This window comes from Streptomyces sp. NPDC021749, assembly GCF_040640655.1.
In the GTDB taxonomy this organism is placed as follows: domain Bacteria; phylum Actinomycetota; class Actinomycetes; order Streptomycetales; family Streptomycetaceae; genus Streptomyces.
Genome location: NZ_JBFACE010000017.1, coordinates 77,509 through 103,865, shown reverse-complemented (window position 1 = coordinate 103,865; position 26,357 = coordinate 77,509). Strand labels below are relative to the sequence as shown.

Sequence of the window (26,357 nt, the reverse complement as noted above, 5' to 3'; positions counted from 1 at the left end):
CACTGCCGCACGACGCCCGCAACACGGGGACAGAACGGGGCTTTTCGTACCAGTGCGTCAACATCACTACTGGACCGACGGGGCATTACGTCCCTCGATACGGTGACCAAATGTCGCCAAATCATCACTCCTCGCTACCATCACGACCGTGAACTCCGCAGCCCGCCGCATCGGCAGAACTCTCGCCCTCGTCCTCCCCGTCGTCCTCGTACTCTCCGGGACCCTCGCGGTCACCCGGGTCCCGTGGGCGACCACGTCCACCGACTCCCAGATGCTGACCGCGTCCTCCGGGAAGGCCTCCACCAAGGCCAACCCGGTCGCCCCCCAGGAGGCCCTGCGCAAGCGCCTGCTGGTCGAGCTCCAGGAGAAGGACCCCGGCGTCGCCCTCACCGACCTCCAGAAGGCGACCACCAAGCACCCCTCGCTCGCCAGGCACTGCGCCTCGATCGCCCGTGACCTCGGCCGCGCCGCGGTCGCCAAGTACGGTGCCGCGCACCGCGCCCAGGCCTACTCCCGCCCGGTCTGCGACACCTCCTTCGCCACCGGCGTCGCGGCCGCCCAGTGACCGCTCCCGCCCCGCTCGGCCACTGACCGGCCCCCGCCCCGCTTAGTCACCGACCCTTCCTCGCACCCCATAAGGTGCGAAGCATGACAGGCGCCCAGCATTCGTACCCCACGCAGGCCGTGGTCCTGGCCGGCGGCCAGGGCTCACGTCTCCGCCCGTACACCGATGACCGCCCCAAGCCGATGGTCGAGATTCCCGGCACCGGAACCCCGATCATCGGCCATCAGTTGAACTGGCTGGCCGAAGAGGGCGTGACGGACGTCGTCATCTCCTGCGGACACCTCGCCGAAGTGCTCCAGGACTGGCTGGACCACGCCCAACTCCCCTTGCGGGTCACGACGGTCGTCGAGAACGAGCCGCTGGGCCGCGGCGGTGGCCTCAAGTACGCGGCCGGCTCGCTGCCCCGCCCCGACGAACCCTGGTACGCCACCAACGGCGACATCTGGACCCGCTTCCCGCTGCGCGAGATGGCGGCCTTCCACCACGAACGCGACGCCGAGGCCACGCTGGCGCTGGCCCGCCCCCGCATCCCCTGGGGAGTCGTGGAGACCGATGCGTTCGGGCACGTGCTGGACTTCATCGAGGCCCCGCCCTCCCCGTACCTCATCAACGCCGGCGTCTACGTCTTCTCCGCCGCCTTCACGGGCCTGCTGCCGGTACGCGGCGACCACGAGCGCATGACCTTCCCGCGCCTCGCCCGCGAACGCCGACTGGCCGGCTACCCGCTTCCGCACGGCGCGTACTGGCGCGCCATCGACACGGCCAAGGACCTCACCGAGGCCGCCAAGGAGCTGAGCGCCCAGGGGCGTTGAGGGTCTCGCGGGGACCCGTACACGTACGCCGCGGCTGCCGCACGCGGCCCCCTTACGCAGCCTGAACCCCCTTGAGCGGCCACTGCAGCCCTCGACGCCCGCCGGTCGGCCCTTCCCGCTCCCCTCGCCGCGTACGGGCCCCTGACGGCCGTGACGGCCGTACGCAGCGCCTTGCGGGGCCATGCGCCGCCGTTCGGGGCGGCCGGTGCGACTCAGCTGTTCGCTTCGGACCCGGCGTGGAAGGCGACAGCCCGGGCCGTGACGTTCTGCGCCCAGGGTTCCGTCACCGTCGGGGGAGATCGGCACGCCGGGCGTCCGTGATCCCGTCCCCCCATGCCGCCGCCCACCCCCCGGAGGGAGTGGGCGGCGGCAAAGCCCCAGGGGAGGTGGGCGGCAAGGAGCCCCCTGGACAGAAGGTCAGCCCAGCAGCCCGCCCAGCGTGTTGCCGCGGCCGCCGGAGTCGCCGGAGCCGGCCGAGCCCGTGGAGCCCGCGCCGGTCGTGCCGCCGCCGGTGCCGCCCGCGGAGGGGGCGTGGGTCGGGGCGGGGGCGCGGGTCGGGACGGTCTGCTGCGGGGCGCTGGTGGTCGCGCCGGGCTGCTGGGAGAGGCCGCTGGTGGCGCCCGTCGAGCGGCCGACGCCCGGTGTGGACGCGGACGGGCGGGGCTTGTGGGCCTTGTGCGAGGCACCCGCGGACGGCGTGCCCGTACGCGAGGCGGCGCTGCCGGGGTGGTGCCGGCCGGGCCGGGTGGCGTTCGTGCCGGGGCGGGGCAGCGGCGAGCCGGGCAGGTTGTTGATCGCGGGCTCGCCGGGCCGCGGCACGGGCGTGACCGTCGCGGACCGTACGGCGCCGCCGAGCAGCGAGCCGATGAGCAGGGTCAGCCCGGCCACCATCGTGGTCATCATGGCGCCGCGACGCAGGACCCGGCGGCGCAGGTCGGCGACCTCCACACGGGGCCCGAGCCGCCGCCACGCCTCGCCGGCCAGCCGGGCGTCCATGGAGTAGACGGGAGCGCCCGCGATGATCAGCGGGCTCCAGGCGGCGAGGTAGATGATGTCGGGCGCGTCGTAGGCGGGGACCGTGCGCCAGCTGACGGTCATCAGCAGCGCGGCGGAGAGCAGCGCGCCGATCGACGCGGCAACCCGCTGCCACAGTCCGCAGATCGTCAGGACGCCGACGACGACCTGGAGGAAGGCGACGGTCAGACCGGCGCCCACGGGGTGGGAGACGGCGAAGTCGCGCAGCGGTACGGCCAGCGCCCAGGGGTCGAGCGACAGCAGCCACTTGACCATCGAGCCGCGCTCCCCGCCGTCGAAGTAGACGGGGTCGCAGAGCTTGCCCATGCCGGCGTAGATGGAGATCAGGCCGAGGAAGATCCGCAGCGGGAGGAGGACCACGCCGAGGTTCATCCGGCGGCCCGGGTAGTAGGCGTGCCGGACGGTCTCGGCAGCCCGACGGCGGGACCCGGTGTCGTAGGGGTCCCGGGCCTCGAAGTGGTCGTCGTCGTAGGCGTCCTCGGCGGGGCCGCGGCCGCCGTACACGGGGCGGTAGGCCGTCCCGCCGTTGTTGTCGGCGTATGCGCTGCCCACGGGGCGGACGCCGCGCAGCAGGGTGCGGTCGGATTCGGCGGGGCCGCGCTGGCCGATCACGGTCTGGGCGGGGGCGGGCTCGTCGAGCCGGACCCGCGGCAGGACCTGGGTCGTGCCGATGTCGTCGCCCGGGCCGCCGTCGAGGCCGATGCCCGCGTCGCGCACCGCGTGCAGGAGTTGGGTGGTGGCGCCGGCCGTGCCGCCCGGTGTGGTGCGGCCGCTCCACACCACGGGTGCCCGGCGTCTGGCACCGGAGGACGGCGCCCGGACGGCGGGGATGCGCGCGGTCTCGGCCATGGCGTCACCCGCCACGGGTGGGGCGAGCTGTACGCGGAAGCTGGCGTGGTTGACGATGACCTGCGCGGGATCGCACGGCACCTTGACCGAGCTCAGGCCCGGCTCGTCATCGAAGCCCGGCGAGCGTCCCCCCGGAGGCGTGCGGGGTGTTCTGGTGTCCACGCTCATCTAACCGAGTGACCCGCGGTTAAGACACTGCCTTGACCGGGTCGATCTGTCCGAGACCCGTCAAAAGATCACGGGATACGGGATGAGCGTCCAAAAGGCCCACGGAGGGTCAGGTTGTGCCCCAGGGTGGGGACGGACGCCGGGAACCAAGCCGGGACGGAACACCGGGGGTGGAGCGCGGCGGCGCGGGCCCCGGGGGCCGTACGCGTACGTACGTGCCCCCGGGCCACGACGGTCACGCGCGCCGGCGGGCGGCCTCCCACAGGACGACGCCGGCCGCGACACCGGCGTTCAGGGATTCCGCGCCGCCCGGCATCGGGATCCGCACGCGCAGGTCGCAGGTCTCGCCGACGAGCCGCGACAGGCCCTTGCCCTCGCTGCCGACGACGATGACGACCGGGCCGTCGAGGACGTCCAGGTCCTGCAGCTCCGTGTCACCGTCTGCGGCCAGGCCGACGACGGTCAGACCGGCCTTCTGGTACGACTCCAGGGCGCGGGTGAGGTTGGTGGCCCGGGCGACCGGCGTGCGGGCGGCGGTGCCCGCGGAGGTCTTCCAGGCGCCGGCCGTCATCCCGGCGGCCCGGCGCTCCGGCACGACCACGCCGTGCCCGCCGAAGGCGGAGACGGAGCGGACCACCGCGCCGAGGTTGCGCGGGTCGGTGACCCCGTCCAGCGCGACGATCAGCGGGTCCTCGCCGGCGTCGAAGGCGGCCGCGGAGAGGTCCTCGGGGTGCGCGTAGTCGTACGGCGGGATCTGGGCGACCAGGCCCTGGTGGTTGAGGCCGTTGGTCATCCGGTCCAGCTCGGGGCGCGGCGCCTCCATGAGGTGCAGCCCGCGCTCGGTGGCGAGCTGCAGGGCCTCGCGGACCCGCTCGTCGCTGTCGATGAACTGCTGCACGTACAGCGTCGTGGCGGGCACGCCCTCGCGCAGCGCCTCGACGACCGGGTTACGGCCCACGACCAGCTCGGCCGTGCCCTTGGCGCCGCCGCGGCGGGGGGCCGGGCGGCGCGCCGCGGCCTGCTTCGCCTTGGCGTTGGCGATGCGGTTCTTGACGTGTCCCTTGCGCGCGGAGGCGGGCGGGGTCGGGCCCTTGCCCTCCAGGGACCGGCGCCGCTTACCGCCACTGCCGACCTGGGCGCCCTTCTTGTTGGACGTGCGGCGGTTCCTGCGCTGGCTGTTGCCGGCCATGGGTCACCTGTTTCTTCACTGCTCTCGACGTCTCGCGACGTGGAGTGGGTACGTACGTATGGATTGAGTGTCGCCCGTGTCCACCGGGAAGGGCGAATCCGGCGGGCCGCCCACGGGTGCGAAGGCGGTCAGGACAGCGACCAGCGCGGCCCGGACGGGGTGTCCTCGATGGCCAGGCCGGACTGCTGGAGCTGGTCGCGGATGGCATCGGCGGTGGCGTAGTCCTTGCGGGCGCGGGCCGACTGCCGCTGGTCGAGGACGAGGCGGACGAGGGAGTCGACGACGCCGTGCAGGTCCTCGCCGCGGTCGGTGCCGCCGCCCGACCAGCGCTCGTCGAGCGGGTCCAGGCCGAGCACGCCGAGCATCGCGCGCAGCTCGGCGAGCCGGGCCACGGTCGATTCCTTGTCGTCGGCGGTCAGCGCGGAGTTGCCCTGCCGGACGGTGGTGTGCACGATCGCCAGCGCCTGCGGGACGCCCAGGTCGTCGTCCATCGCCTCGGCGAAGGCGGGCGGGACCTCGGCCGCGGGCTCGACGACACCGGCCTTCTCGACGGCCCGCTGGACGAACCCCTCGATCCGGGCGAACGCCGCCTCGGCCTCGCGCAGCGCGTCCTCGCTGTACTCGATCATCGAGCGGTAGTGCGGGGTGCCGAGGTAGTAGCGCAGCACGATCGGGCGCCAGCGGTTGACCATGTCCGAGACCAGCACGGAGTTGTCCAGCGACTTGGACATCTTCTCGCCGCTCATGGTCACCCAGGCGTTGTGGCACCAGTACGCGGCGAAGTCGTCACCGTACGCCTTGGCCTGCGCGATCTCGTTCTCGTGGTGCGGGAAGACGAGGTCGACGCCGCCGCCGTGGATGTCGAAGGCGGAGCCCAGGTACTTGTGGGCCATCGCCGAGCACTCCAGGTGCCAGCCGGGCCGGCCGCGGCCCCAGGGCGTCTCCCAGCTGGGCTCGCCCTCCTTGGCGGCCTTCCACATGGCGAAGTCGCGGGAGTCGCGCTTGCCGGTCTCGCCCTCGCCGGACGGCTGGCGGAGGTTGTCCAACTCCTGGTTGGAGAGCTGGAGATACTCCGGGAAGGACGCGACGTCGAAGTAGACGTTGCCGTCCGCGGCGTAGGCGTGGCCGCGCTCGATCAGGCCGCGCATCATCTCGATCATCTCGGGGATGTGGCCGGTGGCGCGCGGTTCGTAGGTGGGACGCAGGCAGCCGAGGGCGTCGTACGCCTCGTTGAAGGCGACCTCGTTCTCGTAGCCGATCGACCACCAGGGGCGGCCCTGCTCGGCCGACTTCGTGATGATCTTGTCGTCGATGTCCGTGACGTTCCGGACGAACGTCACGTCGTAGCCGCGGTGGGCGAACCAGCGGCGCATGATGTCGAAGTTCAGTCCCGACCTGATGTGCCCGATGTGCGGGGCGGCCTGCACGGTCGCACCACACAGGTAGATCGAGACGCAGCCCGGCGTGAGCGGGGAGAAGTCGCGAATCTGCCGGGCGCTGGTGTCGTACAGGCGAATCGTCACGGAACCAGGGTAGTCGGAACCCGGCAGTGCCCCGCGACGCATCGGCCACGGGGACACAGAACCGTCATAACCGTCCCATTTGCCGGAAGTAAAGCCTGAAGTGGAGGCCGCCGGCGGGCGCTTCCGCCCTCCAGGGGCGGCGTCAGAGGCGGCCGACCACCTTGCGCGGCGTGATCCGCACCACGACCCGCTCGGCGTCCTTGCCCGCCTCCGGGTTGAAGTCGGCGTAGCGCTTGCCGGTGTACTTCAGCGACAGCTCGTCGATCAGCTCCTGCCCGCCCTGCGTCGTCAGCGAGGCCGTGCCGCGGACCTCGGCGTAGGTGTACGGGGCGTCGAAGGGCTGGACGACCACCGAGACGCGCGGGTCACGGCGGAGGTTGGCCTCCTTGCGGCGGCCGACGGTCGTCGAGATCAGCAGGTCGTCGCCGTCCCGCTTCACCCAGACCGGCGAGACCTGGGGGCTGCCGTCGGGCTGGATCGTCGCCACGGTCACGAAGACCGGGGTGTCGAGGAGCGTCTTGAGATCGTCGGACAGGGTGGCAGTCACGAGGGGTCCTTCCTGCGGGCCGTTCCGAGGGACACGAGCACTCCGATCCTCCCTCAACACCCGTGCGCCGCCCGGCATTCCCGCCGACCACCGCCGGTCCGACCGGCCGCTGTTGGGCCGATCGGACCCGCGCCGCCGTACGCGGCCGTCGCTACGCCCCTACGCCGTGCGGAAGACGAGGGCCGTGGCGACCGCCGCCAGGCCCTCGGCGCGGCCGGTCAGCCCCAGCCCGTCCGAGGTGGTCCCGGAGACCGAGACCGGCGCGCCGACCGCCGCCGAGAGCGCCTTCTGCGCCTCGTCGCGCCGCTTGCCGACCTTCGGGCGGACGCCGATCACCTGCACCGCCACGTTGCCGATGGTGAAGCCCTCGGCGCGGACGATCCGGGCGGCCTCGGCCAGCAGGGTCACCCCGGAGGCGCCGGACCACTCGGGACGGCTCGTGCCGAAGTGCGCGCCGAGGTCGCCGACGCCGGCCGCCGAGAACAGCGCGTCGCAGGCGGCGTGCGCGGCCACGTCGCCGTCGCTGTGGCCGGCCAGCCCGTAGCCGTCGCTCTCCGCGGCGTCCCACAGGAGCCCGGCGCACCACAGCTCACGGCCCTGCTCGAAGGCGTGCACGTCGGTGCCGATGCCCACGAGGGGGACGAGCGGGCCGGCGGGGTTCTGCTCAGACGTAGCCATCGGTGGCCCTCCTCCGGGCGAGTACGGCCTCGGCCAGGACCAGGTCCAGCGGCCGGGTCACCTTGAACGCCTCCTCGTGGCCGGGGACGACCACGACCGACGCGCCGAGCCGCTCCACCAGCCCGGCGTCGTCGGTGGCGCCCTCGCCCACCACGACGGTGTCGTGGGCCTTGCGGAGCGTCTCCGGGTCGAAGCCCTGCGGGGTCTGCACGGCGCGCAGCAGGGACCGCTCGGGGGTGCCGACGACCGGCTCGGGGGTGCCCTGGGGCTGCGGTTCGACCTGCTTGACGGTGTCGGCGAGCGGCAGCGCGGGGACGACGGCGGGCGCTCCGGCGCGCACCGCCGCAATCACCGCGTCGACCGTGTCGACCGGGACCAGCGGGCGCGCCGCGTCGTGCACCAGGACCACGTCGATGCCCTCGGGCAGCGCGGCCAGGCCGCGGCGTACGGATTCCTGGCGGGTCTGCCCGCCGGGGACGACCACGAGCTCGGTGCGGTCGGCGAGCGGGTACTCGTGCAGCAGCCGGCCGACCTCGGTGGCGCCGTCGGACGGGGCGACCACGACGATGTGGGAGACGGCCCGGGAGGCGGCCATCGCGCGGACGGCGTGCACCAGCATGGGGGTGCCGCCCAGGGTGCGCAGGGCCTTGGGGGTGCCGGGACCGAGCCGGACACCGCGGCCGGCGGCCGGGATCACCACGGCGGTGCGGATCGGGCGGGAGGGATCTGACATCGATGGCTCCGGAGTCCGGGGCGAGCCCGGAATTGGGGCAGACAGGTTTGTTTCCTCGGACGAGGTGGGTATGGCCTGGGAGGACGCCCTGCCCGTGAAGAGCGGGGAGTGCCGGGTGCGACGCCCTGACCGGACCCTTCCGTGACAGCGGTCGGGGCAGCTGCCCGGGCCCGGCCCACGCCGGTGGGCCCGGCGTTCGTCGGCGGCCCGATTTCCACAGGCCGCTTTCACCGCCCGTTTTCCACAGCCGACCCGTCACAGCACGGGTGGTCCGTTCACAGCGCCGCAGTGAACCACAGCCAGATATGCCGCAGCGCCCGGCAACAGACCCTCCACAGGAGACGGTCGTCACTCGGGCACCGCGGCATTGCTACGTCGTTCGTCGCTGCGTCGGCGGGGCGCCGGACAGCGTCGTCAGGACGCGAGGACCTCGTCGAGCAGGGCCTCGGCCTTGTCTTCGTTGGTGTTCTCGGCGAGGGCGAGCTCGCTCACCAGGATCTGGCGGGCCTTGGCGAGCATCCGCTTCTCACCTGCGGAGAGTCCACGCTCCCGCTCGCGCCGCCACAGGTCACGCACGACCTCGGCGACCTTGATCACATCGCCGGAAGCGAGCTTCTCAAGATTTGCCTTGTAGCGACGGGACCAGTTCGTGGGCTCTTCGGCATACGGTGCGCGCAGCACCTCGAAGACCCGGTCCAGCCCGTCCTGACCAACCACGTCGCGTACGCCGACGAACTCCGCATTGTCCGCTGGCACACGAACAGTCAAGTCGCCCTGGGCGACCTTCAGCACCAAGTAGGTCTTGTCCACGCCTTTGATCTGGCGAGTTTCGATGGCCTCGATCAGCGCGGCCCCGTGATGGGGATAGACCACGGTGTCGCCAACCTTGAACGTCATGTGACAGGTACCCCTTCCGTGGCTATCCATGCTAACACGGGAACGGACCGTTCTGAATGGCGTTTTCGCAGGTCAGGGCATATCTCGGGGCTTGACAACAGCGGCCGGGACGTGCTGCGAGGGGGTCCGGGATGCGGGTATTCGCAGGTCGGAGGGGCTTCTCGGGTGAGCGGAAACGTGCGCGTCACATGCCCGGAAGGTCTCGATCGACAGGCCGAAAGACCCGTTTTGCACGGATCCACATGAGCGAGTTCCGCTACTCCGTTCGGCTGCTCACGGGCCCCTCGGGACCGATTCCGGAATTGATCACCGCCCGGCGGCCGAACAGTGTGATCAATTCCGCGGGGCCTTCACATTCCCTTCGAATACTCCTTTTCGGCCAGGGAAAGCGGCAGGGGATTCGGCGAGGCGGCACCCGAACGGCCGCCCGGGGATATTCCGGCGTGTTGTCGGTGTCCGTTCATGACGGTTGTCGTCGGGTGTTCCGGGTCTCCGCGACGGTTCCGCGCCTCCCTCTGCGGATTCCCCTCCCCCTCACCGACCGCGGCCCCGGACCACGGCCGTCCTCCCCGGGTCGCGCGCGGGCGGGGGGCCCGTGATCCCGCTGGGGGCGGGTCGGGTGCGGCGGCGCGGGGACGGCTCGGTAACCTAGCGGCGCTGACACACCCTTTTAGGGCGGCTTTACGTGCCCGTCGCCATGACGCGTACGCAAGCCCGCCCCAGCCGTCCATCCGCGACCGGGCACGAACGTTCGGCCGCCGTAGCTCGTCAAGGAGATGCCGCCGCCGTGAGCCGCAGCCTTCGACGCGGCGTCCTCGCCGCCACCGTCCTTTCGCTCTCGATCGCCTCGCTGTCCGCCTGCGGGGCCGGGAACGACGCCCAGACGCTGCAGGTCAAGCCGGACAACGCCGCGACCTCCGCGGGCGACATCAAGATCCAGAACGCGTCCGTGGTCACCCAGCCCGACCTGAATGCCAAGGGCCCGGCCGTGGTCACCGCGACGGTGTTCAACAACGGCGCCAAGGACCAGAAGCTGACCGCCATCTCCGTCAACGGCACCGGCCAGTCGGCCAAGCTGACGCCGGCCGGCGGCTCGGCGGGCGCGATCACCGTGCCGGCCGGCGGCTCCGTCGTGATCGGCGGCCAGGGCAACGCCTCGGCCGTGCTCGCCAGCGGCCGGGAAGCCGTCCAGGACGGCAACATCCAGCCGCTGACGTTCAGCTTCAGCTCGGCCGGCAAGGTGAAGCTGGGCGCCTTCGTCGTCCCGGCGAAGAGCTACTTCCAGGGCTACGGGCCGGCCGAGGTGCCGCAGCCGTCCGGCTCGGCCTCGCCGTCGGAGTCGGCCTCGCCGTCGGAGTCGGCCTCGCCGTCGGAGTCGGCCTCGCCGTCGGAGTCGGCCTCGCCGTCGGAGTCCGGCAAGCCCAAGGCCGGTGCGAGCTCCCTCTCGCCCAAGCCGTCGGCCTCGGTGCACGGCGCCCACTGACCCACCCCGAGGGCCCGGACAACGCGTCAGGGGCGCCCATCCCCCCGGATGGGCGCCCCTGACGCGTACTCCGGCGCGCCGCCGCGCGCAGCTCCCCGCGGCGGCCTCCGGCGTCCGGAGAGGGGTTCTCTACGGCTCGAACTTGTAGCCCAGACCGCGGACCGTGACGAGGTAGCGCGGAGCGCCCGGGTCGGGCTCGATCTTGGCCCGCAGTCGCTTGACGTGCACATCGAGCGTCTTGGTGTCGCCCACGTAGTCGGCGCCCCAGACCCGGTCGATCAGCTGCATGCGGGTCAGCACCCGGCCCGCGTTGCGCAGCAGCATCTCCAGGAGGTCGAACTCCTTCAGCGGGAGGTCGACCTTGCCGCCGGAGACCGTGACGACGTGGCGGTCCACGTCCATCCGGACCGGGCCGGCCTCCAGGGCCTGCGGGGTGACCTCCTCGGGCTCGCCGCGGCGGCGCAGCACGGCGCGGATGCGGGCGACCAGTTCGCGGGAGGAGAAGGGCTTGGTGACGTAGTCGTCGGCCCCTATCTCCAGGCCGACCACCTTGTCGATCTCGCTGTCCTTGGCGGTCACCATGATGACCGGGACGTTGGAGCGGTTGCGCAGCTGGCGGCAGACCTCGGTGCCGGGCAGGCCCGGCAGCATCAGGTCCAGCAGGACGAGGTCGGCGCCGTTGCGCTCGAATTCGTCCAGGCCGTCGGGGCCCGTAGCCGCGATGGCTACCTCGAAGCCCTCCTTACGGAGCATGTACGACAGTGCATCGCTGAACGATTCCTCGTCCTCGACGACAAGCACTCGGGTCACGGAAGGACCTCCGGGGCTGGGTGAGCTGGGAGCGGATCGTTGAAGGTCTCGTACGGGCGGTCCTCGTCGTCGAGGCCCTCCGCGGAGAGGTCGTCGGGCCGTTCGCGGTCGCGTACGGCCCCGGCTTCCGGGAGACGCAGGGTGAAGGTGGAGCCCTGTCCCTCAGCGCTCCACACCGTGACCTCCCCGCCGTGCGAGGCGGCCACGTGCTTGACGATGGCGAGGCCGAGGCCGGTCCCGCCGGTGGCGCGGGAGCGCGCCGGGTCCACGCGGTAGAACCGCTCGAAGATGCGGTCCCGGTCCCTTTCGGATATCCCGATGCCCTGGTCGGTCACGGCGATCTCGATCAGGTCGCCACCGGGCGCGGTGATCCGCCGGCCGGCGATCCCGACGCGGGTGCGGGCCGGGGAGTAGTTGACGGCGTTCTCGACGAGGTTGCCCAGGGCCGCGGCGAGCTGGCCGCGGTTGCCCCAGACGCTCAGGTCGGCGGTGCCCCCGGAGGCCATGGTGATCTGCTTGGCGCCGGCCTGCTGGCGGCAGCGGTCGATGGCCTCGGCGACCAGCTCGTCGACGGGGACCGGCTCGGCGTCCTCCAGCGGGTCGTCGTTCTGGACCCGGGAGAGGTCGATCAGCTCCTGGACGAGGTTGGTCAGGCGGGTGGCCTCGTTCTGCATCCGGCCGGCGAAGCGGGTGACCGCCTCGGGGTCGTCGCTGGCGTCCATCACGGCCTCGGAGAGCAGCGACAGCGCGCCGACGGGGGTCTTGAGCTCATGGCTGACGTTGGCGACGAAGTCCCGGCGGACCGCCTCTATGCGGCGGGCCTCGGTGAGGTCCTCGACCAGCAGCAGGACGAGCCGGGAGCCGAGCGGGGCGACCCGGGCGGAGACCGCGAGCGCCTCGCCGCGGCCGGTGCCCCGGCGTGGGAGGTCCAGCTCGACCTGGCGTATCTCGCCGTCCCTGCGGGTGTCCCGGGCCATCTGCATCATCGGCTCGACGGCGAGCTTGCCGCCGCGGACCAGCCCGAGCGCGTACGCCGCGGAGCTCGCCTTGACGACCGCGTCGGCCTCGTCGAGTACCACGGCGGAGGAGCGGAGCACCGACAGGACGGTGTCGACGCCGGGCGGCAGCACCGCGTCCGTGTGCAGCGAGGAGCGGGTGGGCTTGGCCTGGTCGCGTTCGCTCCAGCGGAACGCCAGCATGGCGAAGACGCCGGTGCAGAGCCCGGCGATCGCAGCCACTGCGGCGACGGCCGCGTCCACGTTCATGACTCCAGAGTATGTGCCGGTTCCGACACTCCCCCAGCCTCGCGAGCCGCTGCTCGGACAGCCGTCGCCCAGAGTTCACCGTGGCGTCCGCGCGGGTTCACTCCGGACGCCGGCGCCGTGCGGGCGGCCGCCCCGGAGGCGGTGGCCGGTCGCCCAGAGTTCACCTTGGCGTCGGCACCGGTTCACCCCCGGTGGCCCCGCAGGTCGCGATCCGGCCGCAGGGTGAGGGTGCGGTCCGGGTGACGGGCCGGTGCCGCCCGGGAGACGGCCCGCGCGGACACGGACCGTGAGAGCGTGGACACCGGAACCCTCCCCGGGACCCACCGCCGTACTCCCCCCACCCACGCGACACACGACACCCGACACTCGACGCGAGAGAAGGACACAGATGCGGGACGCGTACCACGAGGAGCTGGATTCGATCGGCGAGGGCCTGGTCGAAATGGCCCGGCTCGTCGGCTCCGCGATCGGGCGCGCCACCACGGCGATACTCGACGCGGACCTGAAGCTGGCCGAGAACGTGATCGCCGGCGACGAGAAGGTCGACGACCTCCAGCGCGACCTGGAGGCCCGGGCGATCGCCCTGCTGGCGCGGCAGCAGCCGGTCGCCACCGACCTGCGGATCGTCGTCACCTCGCTGCGGATGAGCGCCGACCTGGAGCGCTCCGGCGACCTGGCTCAGCACGTGGCCAAGCTGGCCCGGCTGCGCTTCCCGCAGACGGCCGTGCCGCGCGATCTGCACGCCACCATCCTGGAGATGGGGCAGCTGGCGCAGCGCCTGATGGCGAAGGCGGCCGAGGTCATCATCACCAAGGACGTCGACCTGGCGCTCCAGCTGGAGCAGGACGACGACGCGATGGACCTGCTGCACCGCACGCTCTTCCAGCACCTGATGGACGACCGCTGGAAGCACGGCATCGAGACGGCGGTGGACGTGACCCTGCTCGGCCGCTACTACGAGCGCTTCGCGGACCACGCGGTGTCCGTCGCCAAGCGGGTGGTCTACCTCGTCACCGGTGAGCACGCCGACGAGATCGCCCCGGCGACGCCGGTCGAGGGCGCGTAGGTCCGGGGCCGTCCCGGGGCATGAACCTGCCGGGCCGGCCAGGGCGTGAACCTGCCGGGCCGGCCAGGGCGTGGAGGACTTGCCGGGCCGGCCGGGGGCGTGGGGGCCCGCGGCCCGTCCGGTACGTCTGCCCGCTGCGCCACCATGCGCCGTTGCGGTGTGCCTCCGCGCGCCGTTCACGCGCCGTTGACGCGCCTCGGCGCCCGGGCATGCAATGGCTTCAGGTGACCCCTAGGAGGCAATGCATGGCACTCATGGCGGACTCTCCGAACCACGCGTCCCCGCACACCCCGGCGGCCGGCGACCGCCCGCAGCTCCCGCTGCTCGCCGGGTGCAGCTGCGGCCCCGGCTGCAGCTGCGGCTGCCAGTCGGGCGGCTCCTGCCAGTGCGGCGGCGGCTGCTAGCGGCCCTCGTCACGACGGCCCGCACGACAGCCCTACAGCACAACAGCCCGCACGACAGCCCTACGGCACGACAGCACGGAGCCACCCGGGCCCCGGGCCGGCAGTGATGCCGGCCCGGGGCCTGCCGCATGCGACACCGCCCGGATCACACGCTGAGCGTCAGCTGGTGGACCTCGTCCGCCTTGTGCCCGGCGCGCTCGTGGATGCGCTGGACGGCCTCCGCCGAGGGTGCGTCCGACAGGCAGAAGACCTGACCGGAGTCGGTGTCGGCCCAGGCGTGCTCGAACGTCACGCCCTCCTCGTCCTGGATGGCGAGGTCCGCCTGGTGCGCCTCTCTGAGCTGATCGGCCGTGAGGCCCTTCATGTGGTGATGGACGTCCATGAACTTGGGCATCGCTCCGGTCCTTCCCGTTGCGGATGAACACTGCCTGCCCCTCCCCCGGCGCCCCCTTCCATGCTGCCTCCGCACGCCCGGAACGTCCCCCGGGAGGCCGCCCGGCGCTTCGCCCCAACGGCCCGCCGCCGGTTGCGCCGCCGCCCCCGGCCCGGCGAGATGGGATGTATGCAGCCGAGTCAGCCCCCACCGGAAAGCCGTTCCGTACCGCCCGCCGAACGGTCCCACTGGGTCGCGTTCGCCGGCCTCCTGCTGATGCTGAGCGGCCTGTTCGACATCATCAACGGCTTCGTCGCCCTGCTCGACCACGGCTACTACTCCACGACCGCCAACCACGGCAACCGCCTGCTGGTCTTCAACTTCACCTTCTGGGGCTGGGTGTGGATCATCATCGGCGTCGCCCAGATCCTGGCGAGCCTGGGCGTGTTCCTCGGGGTGCGGGCCGCGCGGATCACCGGCATCGTGCTGGCCTCCGCCTGCCTCGTCGGCCAGCTGATCTTCCTGTCGACGTTCCCCTACTGGTCGATCTTCGTGATGGCCATGTCCCTGCTCGTCCTCTACGGCCTGGTCGCCGTCCCCCGCCACCTGCCGGGCGAGCGCGTCTGACGAACTCCCGCCCCCGTGCACCCGTGCACCCGTGCACCCGTGCACCCCGCCCCCCGCCCCCCCCCCGCCCCGTACGCGAACAAGCCCCCTTCCCGCGGAAAACCCGCAGGCAGGGGGCTTGATCGTGTGGGCTTACTTCTTCTTGCCCTGGTTCTTCACGGCCTCGATGGCGGCCTTGGCGGCCTCCGGGTCGAGGTAGGTGCCGCCGGGGGTGACCGGGCGGAAGTCGGCATCCAGCTCGTAGGAGAGGGGAATGCCGGTGGGGATGTTCAGGCCGGCGATGTCCGCGTCGGAGATGCCGTCGAGGTGCTTGACCAGGGCGCGCAGGCTGTTGCCGTGGGCGGCGACCAGGACCGTCTTACCGGCGAGCAGGTCTGGGACGATGCCGTCGAACCAGTAGGGCAGCATGCGGACGACGACGTCCTTGAGGCACTCGGTCTGCGGGCGCAGCTCCGGCGGGAGCGCGGCGTAGCGGGGGTCGTCGAACTGCGAGAACTCCGCGTCGTTGGCGAGCGGCGGCGGCGGGGTGTCGTACGAGCGGCGCCAGAGCATGAACTGCTCCTCGCCGAACTCGGCCAGGGTCTGCGCCTTGTCCTTGCCCTGCAGCGCGCCGTAGTGGCGCTCGTTCAGGCGCCACGAACGGTGCACGGGAATCCAGTGGCGGTCGGCGGCCTCCAGGGCCAGCTGCGCGGTGCGGATGGCGCGCTTCTGGAGGGAGGTGTGCACGACGTCGGGGAGCAGGCCGGCCTCCTGGAGCAGCTCTCCGCCGCGGACCGCCTCCTTCTCGCCCTTCTCGTTGAGGTTGACGTCCACCCAGCCGGTGAACAGGTTCTTCGCGTTCCACTCGCTCTCGCCGTGGCGGAGCAGGATCAGCTTGTACGGTGCGTCGGCCATGCCGTCGAGCGTAATCGAATTCCGGATGCGGCCTTGCCCGGGTCCACGACCTGGTCTTCTGCGTAACGTTTGACGGTTCCCGTCAAATGACTGGCGGGCGGGGCGGGGCGATATGTAGGTTGCGCATGCGGTAGGCGCCACTTACATCTTCGACGGTGGAACGGTCGCCGGCCGCCTCGCACGACGCGCCACGCCACACACCGCACGGCACCGCATCGCACCGCACACCGCTCGGGGGATTTCACTGTCATGCGCACGCCCACTCCGCCCCACGCGCCCCACGCATCCCGCCCGGCCCGGTTGTCCAGGCTCCGGCGGGCCGCCGCCGACAGCGTCTCCGGACTGCCCCGGCAGTTCTGGTGGCTGTGGACCAGCACTCTGATCAACCGGCTGGGCGCGTTCGTCGCCACGTTCCTGGCCCTCTACCTCACCGTCGAGCGCGGCTACTCCGCCTCGTACGCGGGCCTGGTCGGCGCGCTCTACGGGCTCGGCGGGGTGGTCTCCTCCGTGGGCGCCGGGGTGCTGACCGACCGGCTCGGGCGGCGGCCCACGATGCTGATCGCCCAGCTGTCGACGTCGGCGTCGGTGGCGCTGCTCGGCTTCATGACGGACCCGGTCGCCATCGCGGCGGTGGCCGGCGTCGTCGGAATGGCGACCAACGCCTCCCGTCCCGCCGTACAGGCGATGATGTCCGACATCGTCGCCCCCGAGGACCGGGTGCGGGCCTTCTCCCTCAACTACTGGGCGATCAACCTCGGTTTCGCCGTCTCCTCCACCGCCGCCGGCCTCATCGCCAAGCACGGCTATCTGGCCCTCTTCCTCGGCGAATCGACGCTCGTACTGATCTGCGCGCTGGTGGTCTTCTTCAAGCTCCCCGAGTCCCGGCCCGCCACGGACGCCCCGGCCGGACCGCAGGACCCCGGCGCCCCGGGCGCGGCCACCGCGCCGGTGTCCATGCTGACCGTGCTGCGCGACGGCCGCTTCATGACCGTCGTCGGCCTCAACCTCCTGCTGGCCCTGCTCTTCCAGCAGGCGTACATCTCCATGCCGGTGTCGATGGGCCGGGACGGCTTCTCCAGCACGGACTTCGGTGCCGTCATCGCGGTCAACGGCGTCCTGATCGTCCTCCTCCAGATCCCGGTGACCCGCTTCATCGAGCACCGCAGCCCCGCGACGCTCCTCGTCGGCTCGGCACTGCTCGCCGGCTACGGATTCGGGCTGACCGCACTGGCCGGTTCGGTCGCCATGTACGCGCTCGCGGTCACCGTCTGGACGCTCGGCGAGATCATCAACTCCCCGACCCAGATGGGCCTGGTGGTACGCCTCTCCCCCGTGCACGGCCGCGGCCGCTACCAGGGCATGTACGCACTGTCCTGGTCCATCGCCTCCCTGACCGCCCCTCTGCTCGGCGGCACGGTCATCGACCACTACGGCGCGGACACCCTCTGGGCCGGCTGTGCGGCCGTCGGCACGGTGGCGGCCCTCGGCTACGGCCTCCTGCTGCGCAGCCTTCCGGCCGAGACGGCCACGACCACCACGTCCACGTCCTCTTCTTTGGTGTCCGCCGCGTCCTCTTCTTCCGTGTCCACCACGTCCATGTCCTCTTCTTCGGTGTCCACCACGCCCTCTTCTTCGGTGGCCACCACGCCCTCTTCACCCGTGTCCGCGCCGGCGACGGAGGAACCGGTCGCGTAACGCGGCGAGCAGCACGGGCCTTCGTGACAGCCCCGCCCCGAGACCTTTGTGACAGCCCCGCCCCCGAGACCTTCGTGGTAGCCCCACCCCCAAGAGACGTGGCTGCACGGTCGAGCCGGGCGGGGCGTTCCGGGACGCTCGGAGTGCGTACGGACGGGCCGGCGACCGGTCCGGGCGTACCGGTGATCCGACGAGGAACGGCGGGGAGTTGGGCATGCACGAGGGTGCGGAACGACGGGTGGCGCGGTGGGGCGTGGCGGTCGCGGTGCTGGTGACGGGCGGGGCGCTGGCGGCGGGAGGGGTGGCCGCGGTGGCCGGGACGGCACCGGGGGAGGCGCCCCCGACGGCGGCGGCCCGTTCCGCCGGCGCCGGCGGAAGTCGTTCCACCGCGCCCATGACCCTTCCCGCGCCCACCGGCCGCTATCAGGTGGGCACGGCAACCCTGCATCTGATCGACCGCCAGCGGCGTGATCCATGGGGCGGTGGGACGCCGGGGCATCGGCACCGGGAGCTGATGGCCGACGTGCGGTACCCGGCAGGGGCGGGCGCCGGACGGTATCCGCGCGCCGCGCAGATGACACCGCGCGAGGCGGCCGCGTTCGACCGGATGAACGGCTTCTCGGAACACGTACCGCCGGGGAAGGTCGCCTGGCAGGCCACCCGGACCGCGGCGCGCACGGGGGCGCCGGTGGTGGCGCGGCGGCCCGGGCAGCGGCTGCCGGTGGTGCTCTACTCCCCCGGCGCGGGCGATCCGCGCGGGTTCGGCAGCACGCTCTGCGACGAACTGGCGTCCCGCGGCTATGTGGTCGTCACCCTCGACCACACCTACGAGGCGCCCGCGGTGGAGTTCCCGGGCGGACGGGTGGCCCGTAGCGTGATGCTGGCGGAGGTGGCCAAGGCGCAGAAGTCCGGGCGGATGACCCAGCTATTGCGGAAGGTCAGCGCGGTACGGGTGGCCGACACCCGGTTCGTACTCGACGAGTTGGGCAGGCGGGGGGACGCCTCCCCGTTGCCGCGCGGGCTGCGCGGGGTGCTGGACACGGGCGCGGTCGGGATGTTCGGGCAGTCGGCCGGCGGGTTCACCGCGGCGCAGACCCTGCACGACGACCGGCGGATCCGGGCCGCGGCGAACCTGGACGGGGTGATGGGCTACACCCAGCGGGACGACGACCCGTCGCACCCGTCGACGGTCGGCCGGGACGGCGTCGACCGGCCGTTGTTGCTGATGGGGATGGACGGGGACACCCACCACACGGTGGCCTCCTGGGGCGCGGTCTGGAAGCACAGCAAGGGCAGGGCGGGCGCCTGGCTGCGGGACCTGACGCTGCGCGGCAGCCGGCACGCCACGTACACGGACGCGGAGTCGCTGATCCCGCAGATCGCGCGCCAGGTGGAACTGCCGCCGGCCGCGGTGACGAAGATGATCGGGACGGTGCGGCCGGCCCGGGCGGTCGCGGCCCAGCGGGCGTACGTCTCGGCGTTCTTCGACCGGTGGCTCCGCGGACGGGGCGACGGCGGGCTGCTGGACCGGCCATCGGCGCGCTACCCGGAGATCCACTTCGTGCGGTGAGGGCAGGGGCGTCAGCGCGGGGACGACTGTGATGGGAGGTCAGGGCGGAGACGGCAGCGCCGAGACGGCAGCTCGGAGAGGTCAGGGCATTTTTTAGTCGACAGCGGAGAGGTCAGGGCGGAGACAGCAGCGCCGAGACGTGGGTGCCGAGAGCTGAGAGCACGAAAGCCGCCCGGCCGGGCCGCACGAACCGGCCGGGCGGCTGCCCTACCCGTCCGCTCACTCCGGCGACGACGCGTAATGCACGGTCTTCGCCGTCAGCAGGAACAGGTCCGGGCGCCGGTCGACGCCCGCCGGATCGGCCGGGTCGAGGAGCCGGTCCAGGGTTGCCAGGTCCTCGGCGTCCAGGTGGTCGTCGAGGACGTCCCGGTAGCGCTCCAGGGACCGCCGTACGAACTGCCGGGTACCGTCCGCCAGCGGGGCCGGCCGGTCCACGAGGAAGGTCCGGCTCCGGGCGCCGGTGAGCCCCGCGGCCCGCAGCATGCCGGGCCAGTCCTCGACCACCGCCACCGAGCCGGGCAGTTCGTCCCGCATCCGGCCGAAGCGGAGCGCGGTCGCCGCGTCGAGGCGTTCCTGCAGACCGGGACGGCCGAAGCCCAGGTCGCGCGGCAGCCAGCGGGGCGGCAGGCCGCCCTCGACGATGGCGAGGACGCCGCCGGGGGTGAGCAGCCCCGCCAGCCGGTTCAGCGCGTCCTGCTGGTCGCCGACGTGGTGCACGACCTGCCCGGACCACACCAGGTCCGCCGGCCCCAGGTCGGCGAGGCCCGCCGGGAATTCCGCCACCTGGGTCCGCAGCGGTACGCCGAGCCGCCCGGCCCGCTCCCGGGCGCGGGCCAGCAGCTCCGGCGTGCCGTCCACCGCGGTGACCTCGGCCTGCGGGAACAGCGCCGCCAGCCGGCAGGCGGCGACCCCCGGCCCGCTGCCGATGTCCAGGATGCGGCGCGGGTTCAGGTGCTTCAGCTCCTCGAACGCCTGGCGCACGTAGGGGCTGTGGATCTCGCCCTCCAGCTCCAGCAGATCGGCCATCGCGGCCCAGTCGAAGTCGTTGCCGTGGCCGAGGTTGTGGCCATGGTGGTGGCCGTGGTGGTGGCCGTGGTGGTGGCCGTGGTTGTGGCCGTAGTTGTCACCGCTCATCGCTTGCGTCCCTCCAGTTGATGTCCCGTGAGTTCTTCCTCGATCAGATCCGCGTTCACCGCGATCGCCGCCTTGGCCGCGGCCGCGGCCGCGGTCACCAAGTGGGCGCCGGTCTCGACGACGTCGCCGACCACCCGGACGCCCGGCGCCCGGCGGGACGACACCGCTCGACCTCCGAGCGGCCGGCCGCCAGCCGCCAGCCGCCAGCCGCCAGCCGCCAGCCGCCAGCCGCCCCACGCTTCCGCACCTCCTGGGCCGACGATGCGCCTGACTGGGCCGCACCGGCAAGCTTTGTTGCCGCTCCAGCAAGTCGCCACTGCGGCTTTGCGGCGCCGCGCACGTACGCCGCGCACGAACCTGGCCGTCCCACCACGGGGGCATCTCGCCGTAGCGCCTGGCGGCGGGCGTTGTTGGTCGGGTGCGGTGACAGCCCTCCAGACTTCGTCCTCCGGTCTGTCCCCTCCCGTGGGTGGGGGGTGAGAGGCCGGTGGGGGCGAACGAAGCCGGTCGGCTGCGCGCTCGTAGCGCGGTACGTGCGCCGCTCCGACCCGTCCGTGAGCGGGTGGGGGGGAGGGTGGGTGGGGGTGGGGTCCCGTAGGGGAGGGTCGAACAGATCCCGTAAGGGGTGCGTGGGCCCCCTGCGGAGCCTCAACCGACAGGCCGGGGCAGGTATTCCATACACCGGGGGCAACGACGACCAAGCCCCACGTCGGGACACCGACAACGCACGCGACACAACAAAGCGCAGCGCCACGGTGAGCAACACCCGCGGCGCAACAGCCAGGTACGTACGCGGCACCGCACAGCGCAGCGGACCGGCGAGGCACCGCCACGGCGCCGCAGCCGAGTACGGGGAACTAATGGCGCTCGCGCGTAAGCGGAACTAATGGCGCTCGCGCGTAAGCGGGGCCAAGGGCGCTCGCGCGTAAGCGGGGCCAAGGGCGCTCGCGCGTAAGTGGGGCTAATCGCGCTCGCGCGTGAGGTGTGAGAACGCCTCCAAGTTCCGCGTCGACTCGCCGCGCGAAACCCGCCATGCGTACTCCTTGCGGATGGCTGTGGCGAAGCCCAGTTCCAGGAGGGTGTTGAAGGCGCCGTCCGCCGCTTCCAGGACCTGGCCGAGGAGGCGGTCGAGTTCGTCGGGGGTGACCGCGGCGAGCGGGAGTTTGCCGGCGAGGTAGACATCGCCGAGCTTGTCGATCGCGTAACTCACGCCGTAGAGGCGGGTGTTGCGCTCCAGGAGCCAGCGGTGGACGGCGTCGTGGTTCTCGTCGGGGTGGCGGACGACGAAGGCGTTGATGGACAACGAGTGCTTGCCGACGATGAGCGAGCAGGTCGTCGACAGCTTGCGGGTGCCGGGGAGCTTGACGACGTAGGTGCCGTCGGAGGGGGACTCCCAGTCCAGGCCGGCGTCGTCCAGCGCCGTCTCGATCACCCGTCGCGCGTCCGCGGGGCGCACGTCGTCCACCGGCCGCACGTCGTCCACCGGCCGCACGTCGTCCACCGGTCGTACGTCATCAGCCTGGGGCAGGTCGTCAGCCATGGGCCGATCGTAGGTGACGCCGCCGCTCCTGCATCGCCGCGGTGTAGACATCGCCGGTGGCCGCGGCGGCGGTGTCCCAGCCGAAGGACTGGGCGTGCCGGGCGGCGTCGGCGCCCATGCGGGTGGCGAGGTCCGGGTCCTGGAGGAAGCGCTGCAGGGCGCGGGCGTAGTCGGCCGGGTCGTGGCCGGCGACGAGGAAGCCGCTGACGCCGTCGCGGACGGCCACCGGCAGGCCGCCGACCGCGGCCGCGACGACCGGGGTGCCGCAGGCCTGGGCCTCGATGGCGACCAGGCCGAAGGACTCGCTGTACGAGGGCATGACCAGGACGGAGGCGGCGCGGTACCAGTCGGCGAGCTGTTCCTGGCCGACCGGCGGGCGGAACCGCACGAGGTCGGCGATGCCGAGCCGGGCGGCGAGCTTCTGCAGGCCCTCGGGCTTGGCCAGGCCGCTGCCGCTGGGGCCGCCGACGACCGGGACGACGAGCCGGGAGCGCAGCGAGGGGTCCTCGGCCAGCAGGGCGGCGGTCGCCCGCAGCAGGATGTCGGGCGCCTTGAGGGGCTGTATGCGGCCGGCGAAGAGCGGGATGACCGCGTCCTGGGGGAGGCCGAGGCGGGCGCGGGCCGCGGCCCGGCTCTCGGCGATGCCGCCGCTCGTCGGACGGAAGCGGTCGAGGTTGACACCGGGGTGGACGACGGCGACCCGGCCGGGGTCGGCGTCGTAATGCCGGATCAGCTCGTCGGCCTCCTCGGTGGTGTTGGCTATCAGGCGGTCCGCGGCCCGGACGACCTGGGTCTCGCCGATGACCCGGGCGGGCGGCTCGGGGGTGTCACCGACGGCCAGGGCGGCGTTCTTGACCTTGGCCATGGTGTGCATGGCGTGCACCAGCGGGACGCCCCAGCGCTCGGCGGCCAGCCAGCCGACGTGGCCGGAGAGCCAGTAGTGGGAGTGGACCAGGTCGTAGTAGCCGGGGCGGTGGCCGGCCCAGGCCTGCATCACGCCGTGGGTGAAGGCGCACAGCTGGGCGGGGAGGTCCTCCTTGGCCAGGCCCTCGTACGGTCCGGCGTCGACGTGACGGACGAGGACGCCGGGGGCGAGGTCGACGGCGGGCGGGAGGGTGCCCGTGGTGGCGCGGGTGAAGATCTCCACCTCGATGTTGATGGCGGCGAGCTTCTTGGCGAGCTCGACGATGTAGACGTTCATGCCGCCGGCGTCGCCGGTGCCGGGCTGGTGGAGCGGGGAGGTGTGGACGCTGAGCATGGCCACCCGGCGCGGGCGGCGCGGGCCGCCGGGCAGCCGCAGCCGCGACGGCCCCGGGAACGGGCCATGGGGACGGCTGCGGAGCCGGGACACATAGGGGCTCACGTCGAGCTACCTCCTAGCCAGGGCGTGGTGGCACACCACCGACCTGCTGCAACAACACATGCGGGCGATGCATTTCCGTCCGGCGTTCCCTCGTCGTACTTTGCCAAAGCGTGACCATTCGGTGCACGTGACCGATCGCACGTGACCGCGGGGCAAGGGGGGCTCCGGGCCCCCATACTCTCGAAGCCATGCCCCGCCGCCCCGCCCCCGCTCACCCCGCGCCGGCCCGGCCCGTCGGCAGCGCGACCCGCGGGACCACCAACCCCAACCGGCTGCGCCGCATGGACCGCTGGATAGCCGCCGAACACGGTGCCGCGCTGCGCCGCTCGGCCGACCCGGTCGCGGTCGACCTCGGCTACGGCGCCGCGCCCTGGACCGCGGTCGAGCTGCTGGGCCGGCTGCGCACGGTCCGCCCCGACGCCCGGGTCGTCGGCATAGAGATCGACCCCGCCCGGGTGGCCGCCGCCCGCCCGTACGAGAAGCCGGGGCTGGACTTCCTGCACGGCGGCTTCGAGGTGCCGCTGCCCGGCGACCGGAGGCGGGCGCCGGCCCTGATACGGGCCGCGAACGTGCTGCGGCAGTACGACGAGGACGAGGTGGCCGCCGTCTGGCAGCGGCTGTGCGCGCGGCTGGCCCCCGGCGGGCTGCTGGTCGAGGGCACCTGCGACGAGATAGGGCGTCGGCACGTATGGGTGGCGCTGGGTCCCGAAGGGCCCCGCACGGTCACCTTCGCGGCCCGGCTCGGCTCCCTGGAAACCCCCTCCGACCTGGCCGAACGGCTCCCCAAGGCGCTGATACACCGCAATGTGCCGGGCGAGCCGGTGCACGCCTTCCTGCGTGACTTCGACCGGGCCTGGGCGGCGGCCGCCCCGCTGGGGGCATTCGGTGCGCGGCAGCGGTGGCGGGCCGCCGTGACCTCCCTCGCGGCGGACTGGCCGCTGACCGGTGACCCGCGGCGGCGCCGCCAGGGCGAGGTCACCGTGCGCTGGGAGGCGCTGGCGCCGCGCGGGTAGGGGCGGCGGGCCGGTTCGTGCATCCGCGGGCGCGCCCCGGCGCGCCCGTTCAGGCCGTGGTCACACCGCCAGCGGGGTCGCCTCCGGCTCGCGGGCCGCGGCGGTCCGGTCCGCAAGCTCCCGCAGCCGCCGCTCGGTCTCCGAGCCGCGCGGGGCCGTGTACGTGACCAGCGCCTGGTCCGGGTCGGTGGTCAGCCGGAAGCTCTCGAAGGTGATCTCCAGCTCACCGACGTCCGGGTGCCGCAGGCGCTTGGTGCCGCGCAGGCACTCGCGCACCGACTGGGTCTCCCAGATCCGCCGGAAGTCCGCACTGCGCTCCAGCAGTTCGCCCACGACCTCGCAGATCCGCGGGTCGTCCGGGTGCCGGCCGCTGTCGGCGCGCAGATTGCCGACCACCTCGACGGCCTTGTCCTCCCAGTCCGGGTGCAGTGCGCGCGCCGCCGGGTCGAGGAAGACCAGCAGCGCGGTGTTCCGCCGGTCCGGCGCGAGCGCGTCCAGGTCGAAGGCGATCCGGCCGCCGAGCGCGTTCCAGGCCAGGATGTCCAGGCCGCGGCCGACGACCATGGCCGGGACGGTGGTGGCCATCGCGTCCAGCAGCTGCCGGATCTCGGGCCGTACGGTCCGCCGGGTGACCGCCCCGGGCACACAGGCCCCCTCGCTCCGGCGCCGTGGCACGGCGATGTTGCGCAGGTACGTCACCTCGCCGTCGGACAGCCGCAGCGCCCGCGCGACGGCGTCCAGGACGGAGTCGGAGATGGCGGGCGCCCGGCCCTGTTCGATCCGGGTGTAGTAGTCGACGCTGATGCCGGCGAGCTGGGCGACCTCCTCGCGCCGCAGTCCGCGCACCCGGCGGCGGCCGATCCCGCTCGGCAGGCCCAGGTCGGCCGGGTCGAGCGCGGCGCGGCGCGCCTTGAGGAACGAGCTGATCTCGATTTCCGCGTGCAGCATCCGTCCAGTATGCGCCGCGGCCCCGGGTGGGTGGTTCCGCCGGACCCAGGCTGCGACGGGCCTGGTCCGCCCTCCGCCGCGGCGCCAAGGTGGTGCACGCGCCCACTCGGGCAGCGATCACCCACGCACAGACGGCAGGAGCGGTTCATGCAGCGCAGGATCCTCGGCGGCACCGGCATCTCGGTCAGCGAGTACGCGCTGGGCGCGATGATGCTCGGCGCCTGGGGCAACACCGACCACGACGACTGCGTACGGATCGTGCACCGCGCGCTGGACGCCGGGATCAACTTCGTCGACACCGCCGACATCTACGCCGCCGGCGAGTCCGAAGAGATCGTCGGCAAGGCCCTCAAGGGCCGCCGCGACGACGTCGTACTGGCCTCCAAGTTCTTCAACTCCATGGGCCCGGACGCCAACCACGGCGGGGCCTCCCGGCGTTGGATCGTGCGTGCCGTGGAGGACAGCCTGCGCCGCCTCGGCACCGACCACCTCGACCTCTACCAGGTGCACCGCCCCGACCCCGCCACCGACATCGACGAGACCCTCTCCGCGCTCTCGGACCTGGTCCGCTCCGGGAAGGTCCGGGCCGTCGGCACCTCGACCTTCCCCGCCGAGCAGATCGTCGAGGCCCAGTGGACCGCCGAGCGCCGCGGCCACGTCCGCTTCCGCACCGAGCAGCCGCCGTACTCGATGCTGGCGCGCGGTGCGGAGAACGCGGTGCTGCCGACCGCCCAGCGCTACGGCATGGGTGTGCTGACCTGGGGCCCGCTCAGCGCCGGCTGGCTCTCCGGCCGTGATCTGTCGGCCAGTTCCCGGGCCGCCCTGGAAAGCCGGAAGTTCGACCTCTCGGTCCCGGAGAACACCCGCAAGGCCGAGGCGGTCCGCGCCCTGTCCGAGGTCGCCTCCGACGCCGGCCTCAGCCTCCCCCACCTGGCCACCGCCTTCGTCCGCTCGCACCCGGCGGTGACCTCGGTGATCATCGGCCCGCGCACCCTCGACCAGCTGGAGAGCCTGCTGGACGGCGCCGACGTCACCCTCGACGCGGACGTCCTGGACCGGATCGACGCCATCGTCCCCCCGGGCACCGACCTCAACCGCGCGGACAACTACTACCTGCCCCCGGCCCTCACGGACCCGGCCCTGCGCCGCCGCTGACCGGGTGCCGCCGCTGCTCCG

26 protein-coding genes are annotated in these 26,357 nt (G+C 72.7%); 10 read left to right on the top strand and 16 right to left on the bottom strand.

Annotated features, from left to right (window positions below; genetic code table 11):
• Nucleotides 1-148 precede the first annotated feature (148 nt).
• Nucleotides 149-565 (top strand): hypothetical protein, encoded by a 417-nt coding sequence (locus AB0G35_RS19070; protein WP_360950241.1) that lies wholly within the window; start codon nt 149-151, stop codon nt 563-565.
• 83 nt (nt 566-648) lie between these two features.
• Nucleotides 649-1,377 carry a nucleotidyltransferase family protein gene (locus tag AB0G35_RS19065; RefSeq protein ID WP_360950238.1) on the top strand — a complete coding sequence of 243 codons (729 nt, stop codon included), beginning with the start codon at nt 649-651 and terminating at the stop codon, nt 1,375-1,377.
• A 417-nt stretch (nt 1,378-1,794) separates the two neighbouring features.
• Here AB0G35_RS19065 and AB0G35_RS19060 read toward each other — a convergent pair whose 3' ends face one another.
• The 7 genes from AB0G35_RS19060 to AB0G35_RS19030 form a co-directional block, all read right to left on the bottom strand.
• Nucleotides 1,795-3,429 carry a DoxX family membrane protein gene (locus AB0G35_RS19060; protein WP_360950235.1) on the bottom strand — a complete coding sequence of 545 codons (1,635 nt, stop codon included), beginning with the start codon at nt 3,427-3,429 and terminating at the stop codon, nt 1,795-1,797.
• 235 nt (nt 3,430-3,664) lie between these two features.
• Nucleotides 3,665-4,618: a 23S rRNA (guanosine(2251)-2'-O)-methyltransferase RlmB gene (gene rlmB / locus AB0G35_RS19055; RefSeq protein WP_360950232.1), complete on the bottom strand. Its 954-nt coding sequence runs from the start codon at nt 4,616-4,618 to the stop codon at nt 3,665-3,667.
• A gap of 128 nt (nt 4,619-4,746) precedes the next feature.
• Complete coding sequence (cysS, locus tag AB0G35_RS19050) at nt 4,747-6,141, bottom strand: cysteine--tRNA ligase (protein ID WP_360950229.1); 1,395 nt, start codon at nt 6,139-6,141, stop codon at nt 4,747-4,749.
• Nucleotides 6,142-6,283: 142 nt separating this feature from the next.
• On the bottom strand, nt 6,284-6,688 hold the full coding sequence (locus tag AB0G35_RS19045; RefSeq protein ID WP_360950226.1) for a PPOX class F420-dependent oxidoreductase: 405 nt from the start codon (nt 6,686-6,688) through the stop codon (nt 6,284-6,286).
• Between the two features lie 159 nt (nt 6,689-6,847).
• Nucleotides 6,848-7,366, bottom strand: coding sequence for a 2-C-methyl-D-erythritol 2,4-cyclodiphosphate synthase (gene ispF, locus AB0G35_RS19040; protein WP_360950223.1), 519 nt, complete (start codon nt 7,364-7,366; stop codon nt 6,848-6,850).
• The gene (gene ispD / locus AB0G35_RS19035; protein ID WP_360950220.1) at nt 7,353-8,099 is read right to left on the bottom strand and encodes a 2-C-methyl-D-erythritol 4-phosphate cytidylyltransferase; all 747 of its coding nucleotides are present in this window, start codon (nt 8,097-8,099) and stop codon (nt 7,353-7,355) included. The genes ispF and ispD overlap by 14 nt, the downstream gene beginning before the upstream one ends.
• 414 nt (nt 8,100-8,513) lie before the next feature.
• Nucleotides 8,514-8,996 carry a CarD family transcriptional regulator gene (locus AB0G35_RS19030; protein ID WP_003953493.1) on the bottom strand — a complete coding sequence of 161 codons (483 nt, stop codon included), beginning with the start codon at nt 8,994-8,996 and terminating at the stop codon, nt 8,514-8,516.
• Nucleotides 8,997-9,783: 787 nt separating this feature from the next.
• On the opposite strand from AB0G35_RS19030, the gene AB0G35_RS19025 reads away from it, so the two are divergent.
• A complete protein-coding gene (locus tag AB0G35_RS19025) occupies nt 9,784-10,479 on the top strand; it encodes a DUF461 domain-containing protein (protein ID WP_360950217.1) in 696 nt (231 codons plus the stop codon).
• A 129-nt stretch (nt 10,480-10,608) separates the two neighbouring features.
• On the opposite strand, the gene AB0G35_RS19020 is transcribed toward AB0G35_RS19025, so the two are convergent.
• Together AB0G35_RS19020 and AB0G35_RS19015 are read right to left on the bottom strand one after the other, a co-directional pair.
• Nucleotides 10,609-11,289: a response regulator transcription factor gene (locus tag AB0G35_RS19020; RefSeq protein ID WP_265361553.1), complete on the bottom strand. Its 681-nt coding sequence runs from the start codon at nt 11,287-11,289 to the stop codon at nt 10,609-10,611.
• Nucleotides 11,286-12,554: an ATP-binding protein gene (locus AB0G35_RS19015; RefSeq protein WP_360950214.1), complete on the bottom strand. Its 1,269-nt coding sequence runs from the start codon at nt 12,552-12,554 to the stop codon at nt 11,286-11,288. The genes AB0G35_RS19020 and AB0G35_RS19015 overlap by 4 nt, the downstream gene beginning before the upstream one ends.
• Before the next feature lie 388 nt (nt 12,555-12,942).
• Here AB0G35_RS19015 and phoU point away from each other — a divergent pair, with 388 nt between their 5' ends.
• Both phoU and AB0G35_RS19005 read left to right on the top strand, forming a co-directional pair.
• Nucleotides 12,943-13,620 carry a phosphate signaling complex protein PhoU gene (gene phoU / locus AB0G35_RS19010; protein WP_360950211.1) on the top strand — a complete coding sequence of 226 codons (678 nt, stop codon included), beginning with the start codon at nt 12,943-12,945 and terminating at the stop codon, nt 13,618-13,620.
• A gap of 245 nt (nt 13,621-13,865) precedes the next feature.
• Nucleotides 13,866-14,024: a hypothetical protein gene (locus AB0G35_RS19005; protein WP_360950419.1), complete on the top strand. Its 159-nt coding sequence runs from the start codon at nt 13,866-13,868 to the stop codon at nt 14,022-14,024.
• Nucleotides 14,025-14,169: 145 nt separating this feature from the next.
• Here AB0G35_RS19005 and AB0G35_RS19000 read toward each other — a convergent pair whose 3' ends face one another.
• Complete coding sequence (locus AB0G35_RS19000) at nt 14,170-14,418, bottom strand: SCO4226 family nickel-binding protein (RefSeq protein WP_360950208.1); 249 nt, start codon at nt 14,416-14,418, stop codon at nt 14,170-14,172.
• A 168-nt stretch (nt 14,419-14,586) separates the two neighbouring features.
• Here AB0G35_RS19000 and AB0G35_RS18995 point away from each other — a divergent pair, with 168 nt between their 5' ends.
• The gene (locus AB0G35_RS18995; RefSeq protein ID WP_360950205.1) at nt 14,587-15,024 is read left to right on the top strand and encodes a hypothetical protein; all 438 of its coding nucleotides are present in this window, start codon (nt 14,587-14,589) and stop codon (nt 15,022-15,024) included.
• 132 nt (nt 15,025-15,156) lie between these two features.
• Here AB0G35_RS18995 and AB0G35_RS18990 read toward each other — a convergent pair whose 3' ends face one another.
• The gene (locus AB0G35_RS18990; RefSeq protein ID WP_360950202.1) at nt 15,157-15,918 is read right to left on the bottom strand and encodes a phosphoglyceromutase; all 762 of its coding nucleotides are present in this window, start codon (nt 15,916-15,918) and stop codon (nt 15,157-15,159) included.
• A gap of 249 nt (nt 15,919-16,167) precedes the next feature.
• On the opposite strand from AB0G35_RS18990, the gene AB0G35_RS18985 reads away from it, so the two are divergent.
• Complete coding sequence (locus tag AB0G35_RS18985; protein ID WP_360950199.1) at nt 16,168-17,613, top strand: MFS transporter; 1,446 nt, start codon at nt 16,168-16,170, stop codon at nt 17,611-17,613.
• Between the two features lie 214 nt (nt 17,614-17,827).
• Nucleotides 17,828-19,183 carry a hydrolase gene (locus AB0G35_RS18980; RefSeq protein ID WP_360950196.1) on the top strand — a complete coding sequence of 452 codons (1,356 nt, stop codon included), beginning with the start codon at nt 17,828-17,830 and terminating at the stop codon, nt 19,181-19,183.
• A gap of 219 nt (nt 19,184-19,402) precedes the next feature.
• Here the strand turns inward: AB0G35_RS18980 and AB0G35_RS18975 are convergent, their stop codons facing one another.
• The 4 genes from AB0G35_RS18975 to mshA form a co-directional block, all read right to left on the bottom strand.
• On the bottom strand, nt 19,403-20,317 hold the full coding sequence (locus AB0G35_RS18975) for a methyltransferase (protein ID WP_360950193.1): 915 nt from the start codon (nt 20,315-20,317) through the stop codon (nt 19,403-19,405).
• The gene (locus AB0G35_RS18970; RefSeq protein ID WP_360950190.1) at nt 20,314-20,481 is read right to left on the bottom strand and encodes a hypothetical protein; all 168 of its coding nucleotides are present in this window, start codon (nt 20,479-20,481) and stop codon (nt 20,314-20,316) included. The genes AB0G35_RS18975 and AB0G35_RS18970 overlap by 4 nt, the downstream gene beginning before the upstream one ends.
• 797 nt (nt 20,482-21,278) lie before the next feature.
• Entirely contained in the window at nt 21,279-21,857 is a 579-nt protein-coding gene (locus AB0G35_RS18965; protein WP_360950187.1) for a YbjN domain-containing protein, read from the bottom strand.
• Nucleotides 21,850-23,220 carry a D-inositol-3-phosphate glycosyltransferase gene (gene mshA / locus AB0G35_RS18960; RefSeq protein WP_360950184.1) on the bottom strand — a complete coding sequence of 457 codons (1,371 nt, stop codon included), beginning with the start codon at nt 23,218-23,220 and terminating at the stop codon, nt 21,850-21,852. The genes AB0G35_RS18965 and mshA overlap by 8 nt, the downstream gene beginning before the upstream one ends.
• A gap of 188 nt (nt 23,221-23,408) precedes the next feature.
• Here mshA and AB0G35_RS18955 point away from each other — a divergent pair, with 188 nt between their 5' ends.
• A complete protein-coding gene (locus tag AB0G35_RS18955) occupies nt 23,409-24,233 on the top strand; it encodes a class I SAM-dependent methyltransferase (RefSeq protein WP_360950181.1) in 825 nt (274 codons plus the stop codon).
• A 60-nt stretch (nt 24,234-24,293) separates the two neighbouring features.
• Here AB0G35_RS18955 and AB0G35_RS18950 read toward each other — a convergent pair whose 3' ends face one another.
• Complete coding sequence (locus AB0G35_RS18950; RefSeq protein WP_360950178.1) at nt 24,294-25,181, bottom strand: helix-turn-helix transcriptional regulator; 888 nt, start codon at nt 25,179-25,181, stop codon at nt 24,294-24,296.
• 147 nt (nt 25,182-25,328) lie between these two features.
• On the opposite strand from AB0G35_RS18950, the gene AB0G35_RS18945 reads away from it, so the two are divergent.
• On the top strand, nt 25,329-26,336 hold the full coding sequence (locus AB0G35_RS18945; RefSeq protein WP_360950175.1) for an aldo/keto reductase: 1,008 nt from the start codon (nt 25,329-25,331) through the stop codon (nt 26,334-26,336).
• Nucleotides 26,337-26,357: the final 21 nt, after the last annotated feature.